This is a genomic window from Flavobacterium sp. (assembly GCF_041392005.1).
Classification (GTDB): Bacteria; Bacteroidota; Bacteroidia; order Flavobacteriales; family Flavobacteriaceae; genus Flavobacterium.
This window is the reverse complement of record NZ_JAWKMX010000013.1, coordinates 29,390-41,857: the sequence shown is the minus strand read 5'-3', so window position 1 is coordinate 41,857 and position 12,468 is coordinate 29,390. Positions and strand designations below refer to the sequence as shown.

At 36.3% G+C, this 12,468-nt stretch carries 7 protein-coding genes and 3 pseudogenes; 3 read left to right on the top strand and 7 right to left on the bottom strand.

Going from position 1 to position 12,468, the window contains the following annotated elements; all coding sequences use genetic code 11:
* The 3 genes from infC to rplT all read left to right on the top strand — a co-directional run bounded on the left by infC (nt 1) and on the right by rplT (nt 1,321).
* Entirely contained in the window at nt 1-552 is a 552-nt protein-coding gene (gene infC, locus R2808_RS07605; RefSeq protein ID WP_371270375.1) for a translation initiation factor IF-3, read from the top strand.
* A gap of 102 nt (nt 553-654) precedes the next feature.
* Nucleotides 655-852, top strand: coding sequence for a 50S ribosomal protein L35 (gene rpmI, locus R2808_RS07600; RefSeq protein ID WP_371270364.1), 198 nt, complete (start codon nt 655-657; stop codon nt 850-852).
* A 124-nt stretch (nt 853-976) separates the two neighbouring features.
* Nucleotides 977-1,321 (top strand): 50S ribosomal protein L20, encoded by a 345-nt coding sequence (rplT, locus tag R2808_RS07595; RefSeq protein ID WP_371270363.1) that lies wholly within the window; start codon nt 977-979, stop codon nt 1,319-1,321.
* A 389-nt stretch (nt 1,322-1,710) separates the two neighbouring features.
* On the opposite strand, the gene R2808_RS07590 is transcribed toward rplT, so the two are convergent.
* The 7 genes and pseudogenes from R2808_RS07590 to R2808_RS07560 form a co-directional block, all read right to left on the bottom strand.
* Nucleotides 1,711-7,443, bottom strand: a complete 5,733-nt coding sequence (locus tag R2808_RS07590; protein ID WP_371270362.1) for a T9SS type A sorting domain-containing protein — start codon at nt 7,441-7,443, stop codon at nt 1,711-1,713.
* 270 nt (nt 7,444-7,713) lie between these two features.
* The gene (locus R2808_RS07585; protein ID WP_371270374.1) at nt 7,714-9,609 is read right to left on the bottom strand and encodes a T9SS type A sorting domain-containing protein; all 1,896 of its coding nucleotides are present in this window, start codon (nt 9,607-9,609) and stop codon (nt 7,714-7,716) included.
* Nucleotides 9,610-9,627: 18 nt separating this feature from the next.
* Nucleotides 9,628-9,927 (bottom strand): annotated as a pseudogene (locus R2808_RS07580) (LamG domain-containing protein); the annotation flags it as partial.
* A 125-nt stretch (nt 9,928-10,052) separates the two neighbouring features.
* Nucleotides 10,053-10,706 (bottom strand): annotated as a pseudogene (locus R2808_RS07575) (LamG domain-containing protein); the annotation flags it as partial.
* Between the two features lie 18 nt (nt 10,707-10,724).
* Complete coding sequence (locus R2808_RS07570; RefSeq protein WP_371270361.1) at nt 10,725-11,303, bottom strand: hypothetical protein; 579 nt, start codon at nt 11,301-11,303, stop codon at nt 10,725-10,727.
* Nucleotides 11,304-11,324: 21 nt separating this feature from the next.
* A pseudogene (locus R2808_RS07565) lies at nt 11,325-11,663 on the bottom strand (LamG domain-containing protein).
* 96 nt (nt 11,664-11,759) lie between these two features.
* Complete coding sequence (locus tag R2808_RS07560; protein WP_371270360.1) at nt 11,760-12,371, bottom strand: hypothetical protein; 612 nt, start codon at nt 12,369-12,371, stop codon at nt 11,760-11,762.
* Nucleotides 12,372-12,468: the final 97 nt, after the last annotated feature.

Genomic DNA, 12,468 nt, shown 5'->3' with positions numbered 1-12,468 from the left:
ATAAGAAGAAAAAGAGGAGGCTACACTCCTAGAGAGGAAAAAAAAGATGCACACCGAATAAATGAAAAAATTCGTGTGCCAGAAGTTCGCCTAGTAGGCGACAATGTAGAAGTTGGTGTCTACAAAACATCTGAAGCTCGTAGATTAGCAGAAGAACAAGAATTAGATTTGGTTGAAATTTCGCCAAATGCAGAACCACCCGTTTGTAAAATAATGGATTATGGAAAATTCTTGTACCAGCAGAAAAAACGAGAAAAAGAATTAAAAGCAAAATCTTCGCAAATTGTAGTAAAAGAAATTCGTTTTGGTCCTAATACAGACGAACACGACTATGAATTTAAAAAGAAAAACGCTATTAAATTTTTAAAAGACGGCGCAAAATTAAAAGCTTTTGTGTTTTTTAAAGGGCGTTCTATTATTTATAAAGAGCAAGGTCAAATTTTATTATTGCGCTTAGCACAAGATTTAGAAGAATACGGAAAAGTAGAAAACATGCCCGTTTTAGAAGGAAAACGTATGATTATTTACATTGCTCCTAAAAAGAAAAAGTAAACAGTTAGTAGTCGTGTAGTGTTCAGTAGTTTATTTGTAAACTGAAAACCGAGACTGAAAACTAAAAAATAATAAGTAAGATAGATTAAATACAGGAAGAAAATGCCTAAAATGAAAACGAAATCTGGAGCTAAAAAACGCTTTGTCGTTACTGGTTCTGGAAAAATTAAAAGAAAGCACGCTTACAAAAGTCATATTTTGACTAAGAAATCAAAAAAGCGTAAATTAGCTTTAACTCACGCTACTTTAGTTCACAAAGCGGACGAAAAAAGCGTGAAAGAACAATTACGATTAGTTTAATAATTAATCGCGGTTAAAAACAAAAATTAGTAACCCTGGAGTGGGCAACTTTTGAAGTTATAAATTAGAATTCAGAAGTTAGAAGTGTTGAAAAAACCGCCTTACTACAAAAAATTAAAAGATTATGCCTAGATCAGTAAATCATGTTGCTTCAAGAGCACGTAGAAAAAAAGTTTTAAAACAAGCCAAAGGATACTTTGGAAGACGTAAAAACGTTTGGACAGTAGCTAAAAATGCGGTAGAAAAAGCTATGACTTATGCTTACCGCGATAGAAAGCAAAAAAAGAGAAATTTCCGTTCGTTATGGATTATGCGTATTAACGCTGGTGCACGTTTACACGGAATGAGTTATTCGCAATTTATGGGAAAAGTAAAAGCTAACAATATCGAATTAAACCGTAAGGTTTTAGCCGATTTAGCTATGAACCACCCAGAAGCTTTTGAAGCTATTGTAAATAAAGTTAAATAAAACGTCTAACCTCTATCTTACTTATAAAAAAGTCTCGCTTTTAGCGAGACTTTTTATTTAGGGTTTAATAGTCAAAAATAGTTAGTATTTGTTTCATTATTTTTACTACTCAAATATTTGTAGTAGATGGTGCTCTTAAATTATTTGTGTTTAATGTAACTGAATGTTGTGTCTTTAAAATTTTCTGAAAACAATGATATCGGTAGAAGAAAGTATTAACGATAAACACGTTTAATGCACACTATTTTTAAAGAAATGTAATAAAAATACTCCGTGTTAAAAAAACACGGAGTAAAGTTAAGACATTGCATATATTGCAATTGCAAATAATACAATATATAAAATTGTTAATAATACTTCTAATCTATTTCTTTTAAAAAAGTTCAAAATTATTGTTTTATTATTTTGTAAGTAGCTCCATTACCCGAAGTATTAGTTGCTTTTACTACATACACACCACGTGCATAGTTTGAAATATCAAGAGTACTTGTACCCGAAGAAATTTCTTGTCTTTTTATTATTTTGCCCACAATGTCATATACTTCAATAGTAAGATTTTCTTGTGTAACTACATTAAATATTCCGGTAGTTGGATTAGGGTATATAACAAATGTACTTTTAATAAAGTTTTCATTATCTAATACCGTAACTGTTTCACAACTAGATGTAACTGTACAACCTCCAAATGTTATGATCACTTTATAATCACCTGCAACTGTTGGAGTATAAGTTTGCGAAGTAGCACCTGGTATTATAGTATTTGGACAAGTATACCATTGGTATGTAACCCCATGTAAAACAGCTCCTAAAACACCATTTGATTGTATAACAGTATTGTTTAAAGTTGTTGGTTGGGCAATAATAACCGTTTGTGTTTTTATACAACCGCTAGCATCAGTAATTGTACAAGTATAATCTCCTGCGGTACGACCAGTTATAGTAGCAGATGTACCACCACTTGGAGCCCAAGAATAAGTATATCCTGGTGCTCCGCCCACTACACTAATTGTAGCACTACCATCAGAACCACCATTACAACTAACATCGGTTTGCGATGTAATACTTGAAGACATAGCGTTTGGCTGGGTAATAGTAACCAATTGTGTTGTTGTACAACCGTTAGCATCAGTAATTGTACAAGTATAATCTCCTGCGGCTCGATCTACTATAGTAGCAGATGTTCCACCATTTGGAGCCCAAGAATAAGTATATCCAGATGTTCCGCCAACTGCACTTACAGTAGCGCTTCCGTTAAAACCTCCATAACAAGTAACATTGGTTTGTGATGTAATACTTGAGGTTAAAACATTTGGTTGACTAATTGTAATCGATTCACTATCGGTAATTCCATTTGCGTCTGTAACTGTAACTGAATATGTTCCTGCTGTTAAGTTTGTTCTATCTTCTGTTGTGATTCCATCACCCCAATTGTATGTATATGGAGGAGTACCACCTGTAGTAGAAATATTAATTGCTCCTGTTGCGCTTCCGTTACATAAAACATTGGTTTGCGTACTTGTTATAGCTGGAGTATCTAACTGAACTGTAACCAAAACACGGTTACTAGTTGTAGCGGGAGAAATACGCTTTATAAGTGCATTAACATAATCTGCAAATACTATTTTTCCATCAGTTTGTATAGCAACATCAGTTGGCTCATTTAGTCCTGAAACCAAAGTTACAATGTTTGAGCCGTCGGCATCCATTCTTTTTATGGCATTATTAATGCCATCTGCAATTACAATTTTTCCATCAGCTTGTATAGCAGCTTTATTTGGGTAACCTAATCCTGTAGCTAGTGTCACAATATTAGAGCCATCAGGATCTATTCTCTTGATGGTAGTACTACTTGGTACTACAATTTTTCCATCGGTTTGTATTGCAATTCCCATTGGAGAATTAATACCTGAAACAAGTGTTACAATACTCGTGCCATCTGGATTCATTCTTTTTACTTCGTTATTAAAAGTATCCGCCACTAAAATTTTTCCATCAGCTTGTATAGCAACTCCACGTGGTTTATTAAATCCTGACCCTAGTGTTACAATACCACTGCCATCTGCATTCATCCTTTTTATTGCATTATTGTTAAAATCCGCCACTACAATTTTTCCATCGGTTTGTATTGCAATTCCCATTGGACGATTAAATCCCGTAGCTAATGTTACAATACCCGTACCATCTGCATTCATCCTTTTTATTGCATTATTCGCAGTTTCAGAAAATACAATTTTCCCATCAGCTTGTACCGCTACTCCCCAAGAGTATCCATATCCTGAACCCAAAGTAGATACTGTAATTGGAGCTGTTTGTTCTACATAATAATTACCATTTGTTAATGTAGTTGTTCCAGCCAAAGCAGTACCACCAGAAGCAACTGTAAACCATTGTGAGTTGCTGCCTACACTTGGTGTAGCTACTAAATCGGCTATGGTTTTATTACCTAATAAGGTTTGTGAGTTTTCTGAAATTTTATTTACGGTTATAGCCAATCGGGTGGTAGATTCTACACCTTCAACAGTTTGCGAAGCATAATAAGTAGTTTCATCTACTAACAAGGTGGTGCTAGGTAGTAAAGTACCGCCCGTTGCAGCATTGTACCATTTAAGGTTAATACCTGATACTAGTAAAGTACTTAAATCTTTATCATTGCCTGTATAAACTTGTGTTGCGAAATTTGTTGTAGGTGCATTTGTTATTCTATCATTTATATTAACTACTATTTCTACTCTTGCACTTTCGCATCCAGTTGTAGTATCGATAGAAGAAACCCAATAAGATGTTGAACCTACTGTAGTTGTTGATGGTGTTGGTGCCGTTGTAGTAAAACTACCTCCAACAGCAGTGGTATACCACAATAATCCGTTTCCTCCTGTAGTTGCTGTTAAAGCTGTTGCAGTATCACCTACCGTGTAGTTTATAGTTGAGGCTGCAGCTGGAAGAGACGGTGATTCATTTATTGTTACATTCACAGTTGTTCTAGAACTTTCGCAACCATTTATGGTTTGAGAAACATAATAAATTCCTGCGGTTATTGGTGTAGTTGAAGCCAAAGGTATTCCAGTTACTAAAGTAGCATCCGTGTTCCAGTTAATACCTGTTCCTGAAGGCATTAAATTTGCTACTGTTGGGTTTGATGCCGAACAAAATGATTGAGTTGAAGCCGTTGGAGCTGCTGGGGTTGCAGTTACTGTAATACTCACCGGTATTCTGGCACTTTCACAACCATTCGCATATTTAGAAACATAATAGGTTCCTGTGCTAATTGGTGCCATTGTTGACAACGGCGTTCCACCTGTAGTTGACAAATAGCATGTAGTGGTTCCAGTTCCCGTAGCTGCTATATTTACTACTTTAGGGTTGTTTACTGAGCAAAATGATTGAGCAGATACTGTTGGAGTTGCTGGTGATGTATCAACTGTAACACTCACAGCTGTTCTTGTACTTTCGCAACCACTTGAAGATTGAGAAACATAATAGGTTCCTGTGCTAATTGGTGTACTTGCAGGCAAGGCAGTTCCGCCAGTAGCCACTGAATACCATTTAATACCAGATCCTGTAACTGTTACTAAACTTGCTACTGTTGGGTTGGTTCCTGTGCAATATGATTGAGTATATGCAGTTGGAGCTGGAAGTGTTGTATTCACCGTTACATTCACAGGTGTTCTGGTACTCTCACAACCATTTGCAGATTGAGAAACATAATAGATACCTGTACTAATTGCTGTTGTTGAAGCTAGTACTGTTCCGCCTGTAGCAGCCGAATACCATTTAATGTCTTCTCCTGTAGCTACTAAATTTGCAACTATTGGGTTTGATGCCGAGCAAAATGATTGATCAGATGCAGTTGGTGCAGAAATTGTCGAGCCCACGGTTACATTCACAAGGGTTCTGGTACTTTCGCAACCATTTGTAGTTTGAGAAACATAATAGGCGCCTGTGCTAATTGCTTCTGTTGTAGATAATGCTGTTCCGCCTGTAGCAACCGAGTACCATTTAATGTCTTCTCCTGCAGCTACTAAATTCGCAACTATTGGGTTTGATGCCGAGCAAAATAATTGATCAGATGCAGTTGGTGCAGAAGGCGTTGTACTCACTGTTACATTAACAAGGGTTCTGGTACTTTCACAGCCATTTTCGGTTTGAGAAACATAATATAACCCTGAGCTGATAGGTGTTGTTGTGGGCAAAGCTGACCCTCCAATATCATAATAATACCATTTGTTATCTGTTCCAGTAGCTGTTAAATTTGCTATTGTTGGGTTTGCAATAGAGCATACCGATTGATTAGAAGGTGCTGTGGGAGCTGAAGGTGTTGTACTCACCGTTACACTCACAGGTGTTCTGGTACTTTCGCAACCATTATCGTATTGAGAGACATAATAGGTTCCTGTGCTAATTGCAGTTGTTGCTGCTAAAGCTGTTCCTCCAGTTGCCGCTGAATACCATTTAATATCAATTCCATAAGCTATTAAACTTGATATTTTTGGGTTAGATTCCGAACAAAATGATTGTGCATTAACGATTGGCGCTTCATTAGTTCTTACTGTAATATCAACAAGTGTCCTGGCACTTTCGCAACCATTTGTAGTTTGAGAAACATAATACGTTCCTGTGCTAATTGCAGTCGTTGTTGCTAACGCTGTTCCACCTGTAGCAGCTGAATACCATTTAATGTTCTCTCCTGTAACAGTTAAATCTGCTATTGTTGGGTTTGACGACGCACAAAATGATTGAGTAAAAGCGGTTGGTGCAGTAGTAGTACTTACTGTCACATTAACAGGTGTTCTAGCACTTTCGCAACCATCTACAGTTTGTGAAACATAATACGTTCCTGTGCTAATAAATGCAAAATTACCCAACTCTGATCCTCCAGTTTCGACTGAATACCATTTTTTATTAGTTCCAGTAGCTACTATATCTGAAGTTGTTGGTAATGATAATGAGCAGAATGATTGAGCAGTAGCAGTTGGCGGAGGAGTTGCTGGATTCACAATTATATTCACAGGTTCTCTTTCAGATTCACAATTAAGACCACCAACCGCTACTACATAATAAGTAGCTGTTGTTAAGGCACTTGTATTTGTAAGGGGAGTTGTAGAGGTTGCAGAAGCATACCATTTTATATTGTTACTTATTGCAGGTACTAAACTATTTGCTGTGGTTGCACCACAAAATGTTTGAGCTAAAGCGTAAGGAGCAAATGGAATATCTGAGCTATAGGTTAGTACACCAGATTGAGTTAATTCTGACCTTATATTGTTAATAACTTGAAAAATTTCTAAATAATAGGTGCCACTTGTTGTAGGTGTAAAAACTAGTTCAGAACAAGCAGATGTGTTAGCCTCCAAAACGGTATAACCATCAGATGCATATAAATATAAGCGGGTACCATTGTCACCAGAAGTACAGTTGCTAAACGAGTAGGTTACCCCGGCGGTTAAAGCTAAAGACCAAGACTTAATTCCACCTTGTGCATAATTAGCAGTTTGACTAGTACAGCTTGGTGTTATTAAATTATCTGTTCCAGAATATCTCCATGAACAAGAAAGTGTGAAGCTATGTAAATTTGAAAAACCCCATTCTGGTCCTTGTCTAAATACTGCACTACTAGTAGGAAAATCCCATTGCCTATAATTATAAGAATATTCTTCAAACATATGACCCTCATCATAATTATAATTTAAATAATCTAATGGACCAAGTGGAAAATATTCAGTATATTCACATCTTTCACCCACATCATCTTCCCATGCTTCTATATCTCCATATAAAATATCTGATGTATTTTCTCTATTTTGTAACGCTACATTTTGTGCATAAGTACATGAATCACCTGACGCATCACATTGAAGACAATTTGACCCAACCCAAGTATCATCTATGTTATCTTTAGAATTTATGAAAGCAGTAAATTCTGGATCACCAAGCAACAATGTTTCAGTACAGCCACCAGATGCTTGACAAGTACTTTTTACGAAACCAATTTTAGCACTGTAAGTTACTTTTGCTAATTGTGCTAAAACAGTGTTGCCTATTAAACTAAAAATAATTAATAAAAACAGTTTGAGTAAATTATTTTTTATAAAAAAATTGGGGATTAATATTATTTTCTGTTTCATAATAGCTAGATTTATTGATTGTGAAGTAAATGTAACGTAGAATTTATTCTACATAAAAAAAATGGTGTGAATTGCAGAAGTTTGTATGCGTTTGACATTTATTTAAACATTTTATAAGAAATATACTACACGTGCAAATTGTATAGTTATTTAAAATAAGAAAGTCCCTTTTTCAAAGGGACTTTACTTTTGAGTTTAAATTAAAAAGATTTGTGTAAAATGATAACTAAAAAATACCTACTAAAATCTAAACTCTTGAAAAAAACCTAATTATTGTTTTACTATTTTATATGTAGCTTCATTACCCGAAGTATTAGTTGCTTTTACTACATACACACCACGTGCATAGTTTGAAATATCAAGAGTGCTTGTACCCGAAGAAATTTCTTGTCGAATAATGATTTTACCCACCAAATCATACACTGCTACAGATAAATTTTCTTGTGTAGCAATATTAATTATTCCAGTAGTTGGATTTGGATAAAGTAAAAATACATTTTTAATAAAATTTTCATTATCCAAAACTTCTGTACAATCCGATTCATCTGAACAACTTCCTATTGTAAGCACTACTTTATAATTTCCACTAACTGCTGGTGTAAAACTCTGGTTGGTTTCCCCAGTAAGTAATGTATCCGGACACTCGTACCATTGATAAGATGCTCCGTTTTGGTTAGCAGTTAATGTACCCATATTTTCTGTAACTGTGTTATCTATTGTAGCTGGTTCTGTAATTGTTACTGTAGCGGTTTGTGTACTCATGTTTGCATCAGTTACCGTTACCGTGTAAGTACCTGCTGAAAGCCCAGTAGCCGTAGCCGCTGTTCCACCCGATGGCGACCAGCTATAATTATAAGGTATTATACCGCCTGATGCTGTTACTGTAGCACTACCGTTACTGCCACCATTACACGATACATTTGTTTGAGAGGAAATACTGGCCTCTAGAGATGAAGGGCAAGTTACCTCTTCTGGACTATTTCTTTGATTGTTATCGCCTAAGCCTAATTGACCAAAACCATTATTCCCCGAAGACCATAAGGTACCGTCAGTTTTTATGGATAAAGTATGAATATCACCTGCTTCAACCGATTGCCAGTTGGTAGCGGTACCCACTTGTACAGGACTAAATCTATTAGTAGTATCTCCTAAACCTAATTGACCATAACCATTATACCCCCAAGACCATAAAGTACCATTGGTTTTTAGTGCTAAAGAAAGAGAATATCCTCCTGTAACCGATTGCCAATTTGTATCTACACCTACTTGTGTAGGAATATTTCTTTGAGTAGTATCACCTAATCCTAATTCTCCATAAAAATTATTTCCCCATGACCATAAGGTACCATCGGTTTTTATAGCTAAAGAATTAGAAAGTCCTGCTATAACCGATTGCCAATTGGTAGCGATACCTACTTGTACTGGGCTATATTGATTAGCATTATTACCTAAGCCTAATTGACCATCATAACCACTGCCCCAAGACCATAAGGTTCCATTGGTTTTTAATCCTAAAGAATGATAAGTTCCCGCCGCTACCAATTGCCAATTAGTATCAGTTCCTACTTGAACAGGACTATTTCTATTTGTTGTATCCCCTAAACCTAATTGACCATAATCATTATACCCCCAAGACCATAAGGTACCGTTTTGGGCTATTGCCAAACTATGGCCTTGCCCTGCGCTTATTTGTGCCCAACAACCTGCTGTTGCCGAGGCGTTAACAGTAACCACAATTTCCAATCGTTCGCTTTCACAACCGTTTGAATTGGTTGAACTAACCCAATATGAAGTTGTTCCTGTAACAGAAGTATCTGGCGTTGGTGCTGTTGTACTTCCTGTGCCGCCTGTTGCGGTAGTGTACCACAATAAACCTGTTCCGCCAGAAGTGGCTGTTAATTCTGTAGCGGTATCGCCTTGGTTATAAACTACAGGTGTAGTTACCGTAGCATTACTTGGAATTGTACTTCCTGTTGTAATAGGCGAACCTGCTAACCAGTTAGATGTTGCACCATTTAAGGTGAAATTTGTTAACGTACCATTGTTTGCGTTAGCAGTAGCATCGGTTAACGTTGTTTCCGTTGCATTATTAGCTTGGTCAAACCCTTGATTAAATTTATAATACGCCACTAAACCAGATTCTGTACCTTGCAATTCACAGTTCATACTGCCTGCAATTTGTTCAGCTGTTCTAGCGACATTCCAAACACGGACTTCGTCTATATTTCCGTTAAACGAGGCCATTCCGTTCCATTTTCCAATTTTAAAAGTTGATGCTGAAGAATTGATTAAACCTGTTCTTGCAATCGAATTTAACAACACTCCATTAACATATAATTTCATAGTGTTTCCATCATAAACTCCTACAATATGATGCCAGTTATTCAAATTTAATACATTCGTATCAGATACCCCATACCAAGATGATCCTATTTTAATATTAAAGTGTGGCGTACCATTTTCTAATCTTAATGTATAAGAATCGTCATTATTGCCCCCAAGACCATAAGGTACCGTTTTTGGGCTATTGCCAAACTATGGCCTTGCCCTGCGCTTATTTGTGCCCAACAACCTGCTGTTGCCGAAGGCGTTAACAGTAACCACAATTTTCAATCGTTCCGCTGCAACCGTTTGAATTGGTTGAACCTAACCCAATATGAAGTTGTTCCTGTAACAGAAGTATCTGGCGTTGGTGCTGTTGTACTTCCTGTGCCACCTGTTGCGGTAGTATACCACAACAAACCTGTTCCGCCAGAAGTAGCAGCTAATTGTGATGCGGTATCGCCTACAGTATAAGTAACAGTGGTTGTAGCTGTAGGTGTTGTAGGTACTACAACTCCTGTGGTTACAGGCGAACCTGCCAACCAGTTTGAAGTTGCTCCGTTTAAAGCAAAATTTGTTAAAGTACCATCTGTACCAGTTGTAGCAGTTAAAGTTATTTCTGATGCATTATTAGATTGATCGAAGCCTTGATTGAATTGATAATACGCTACTAAACCCGTTTCTGTGCCTTGTAATTCACAGTTCATACTACCTGCAATTTGCTCAGCTGTTCTAGCGACATTCCAAACACGGACTTCGTCTATATTTCCGTTAAAAAATTCTCCTTGAACAGTCTGGTAACCGATACTAAAAGCTGATCCTATTGTATTGAATGTTTTCGCTTGTGTTGTTCCCACTTGTACACCATCGATATAAATCTTTAAATTGGTACCGTCGAAAGTGGCTGCCACATGGTGCCATACATTATCATTTATGGAAACATTGGTGTTGTAATCACGTTACGCTGAGCTACAAAGTTTGGTTTTTCCACCAGTTTGATACAACCCAAGTCTATTATTAGCTGGATTATCACCATAAAGATAGGGATACAACCACCAACTGTATTTTATTGCTGTTTTTATCCAAGCTTCAATGGTTTCGAGATTATTCCCTAATGGCAAACTTGAATTAGTTGCAATGGCAACTGCATCATTTACGCCATCAAAATTTAAGTAGGTGGCTGGTGCATTAACTTGTACTACAATTTCTATTCTTTCACTCTCGCAACCGTTTGCATTGGTTGAACTAACCCAATACGATGTTGTACCAGCTATTGAAGTATCTGGTGTTGGTACTGTTGTACTTCCTGTGCCGCCTGTTGCGGTAGTGTACCACAATAAACCTGTTCCGCCAGTGGCTGTTAATTCTGTAGCGTTATCGCCTTGGTTATAAACTGCAGGTGTAGTTACCGTAGCATTACTTGGAATTGTACTTCCTGTTGTAATAGGCGAACCTGCTAACCAGTTAGATGTTGCACCATTTAAGGTGAAATTTGTTAACGTACCATTGTTTGCGTTAGCAGTAGCATCAGTTAACATTGTTTCCGTTGCATTATTAGCTTAGTCAAACCCTTGATTAAATTTATAATACGCCACTAAACCAGATTCTGTACCTTGCAATTCACAGTTCATACTGCCTGCAATTTGTTCAGCTGTTCTAGCGACATTCCAAACACGGACTTCGTCTATATTTCCGTTAAACGAGGCCATTCCGTTCCATTTTCCAATTTCAAAAGTTGATGCTGAAGAATTGATTAAACCTGTTCATGCAATCCGAATTTAGCAACCTCCATTAACATATAATTTCATAGTGTTTCCATCATAAACTCCTACAATATGATGCCGGTTATTCAAATTTAATACATTCGTATCAGATACCCCATACCAAGATGATCCTATTTAATATTAAAGTGTGGCGTACCATTTTCTAATCTTAATGTATAGAAGTCGTCATTATTATTATCTCCAAACTTTGAAACTATTGTTGCTTCTGCACTAGGCAGTTGGATAAACCCAACCTTCAATTGTTAAATTTGTACTTATATTAAAAATTGAATTTGCTCCACAATCTACATAATCATCTACCCCATCAAAATTTAAATGAGTAGCAGAACTAGGAACTTGCACATAGGTTGCAAAAGACATATCATAATCACCATAAACATAACTTCCATTAGCTCCAAAATATATATCTCCATCAGTATAAGTACTTTGTTGTATATAAAGTTCCATTGAGGAACCTGTACCTGGAACTGATTCTATTTTAAAAGTATATTTATTACCTGCTTGAACTTGAGGTAAAGGATTCAAATTAATATTAAAATCTACATCTGAAACAGCATTAAACAATTGAGTTGCTATTATTGTACCTTGATATCCTTCACCTTGATATAAAGTAAGTTTAAAATTTCCTCCACCTAAAACTTGCCAAGCATATATCCCTCCTATTTGAGACAAATAACCTGTAGTACCTACCATAAAAGACTGACCAACAGGAGCATTATCCCAAACCCCTTGATTTAAAGCATCAGGAATTAAATATCCATAAAAATAATTATTAGTATTTACATCTTGTGAGAAAGCTGTATTATAAGTACTGAATAACATTATTAAAAAGTAAAGTACATTTTTTTTCATAATAATTAGGTTTAATGATTATGAAGTAAATGTAGTGTAGAATATATTCTACAAATAAAAAATGGTG

Bases quoted from the DNA above. Each gene is read 5' to 3' on its own strand.
- rpmI (WP_371270364.1), top strand. From the start codon at position 655: ATGCCTAAAATGAAAACGAAATCTGGAGCTAAAAAACGCTTTGTCGTT.
- rplT (WP_371270363.1), top strand. From the start codon at position 977: ATGCCTAGATCAGTAAATCATGTTGCTTCAAGAGCACGTAGAAAAAAA.
- R2808_RS07590 (WP_371270362.1), bottom strand. From the start codon at position 7,443: ATGAAACAGAAAATAATATTAATCCCCAATTTTTTTATAAAAAATAAT.
- R2808_RS07585 (WP_371270374.1), bottom strand. From the start codon at position 9,609: ATGAACTGTGAATTGCAAGGTACAGAATCTGGTTTAGTGGCGTATTAT.
- R2808_RS07570 (WP_371270361.1), bottom strand. From the start codon at position 11,303: ATGTTAACTGATGCTACTGCTAACGCAAACAATGGTACGTTAACAAAT.
- R2808_RS07560 (WP_371270360.1), bottom strand. From the start codon at position 12,371: ATGTTATTCAGTACTTATAATACAGCTTTCTCACAAGATGTAAATACT.